Origin of the sequence: Psychrobacter sp. S1-30-MNA-CIBAN-0213, from assembly GCF_040309845.1 — a bacterium.
In the GTDB taxonomy this organism is placed as follows: Bacteria; Pseudomonadota; Gammaproteobacteria; order Pseudomonadales; family Moraxellaceae; genus Psychrobacter.
On the sequence record NZ_JBEOPE010000083.1, the window covers coordinates 1 to 267 of the forward strand.

Here is a 267-nt window from a genome sequence, read left to right on the forward strand (position 1 = left end):
CGCCAAGTGAGCGAGCTGAAGATCCGAGATCCCCGGGACATCATCCTCGCCCCGGTCGTCTCCGAGAAGAGCTACGGTCTGCTCGACCAGAACACCTACACGTTCGTGGTCAAGCCGACTGCTAATAAGACCGAGATCAAAATTGCGATCGAGCAGATCTTCGGTGTGAAGGTCACCTCGGTGAACACGATGAATCGCAAGGGGAAGGTACGCCGCACTCGCACTGGCGTGGGTAAGCGTCCCGACACCAAGCGCGCCATCGTGACT

1 protein-coding gene is annotated in these 267 nt (G+C 58.4%); it reads left to right on the forward strand.

The window, feature by feature from the left end; all coding sequences use genetic code 11:
- A partial coding sequence (gene rplW / locus AAEY87_RS14040; RefSeq protein ID WP_502945485.1) for a 50S ribosomal protein L23 occupies positions 1-267 on the forward strand: 267 nt, incomplete at both ends.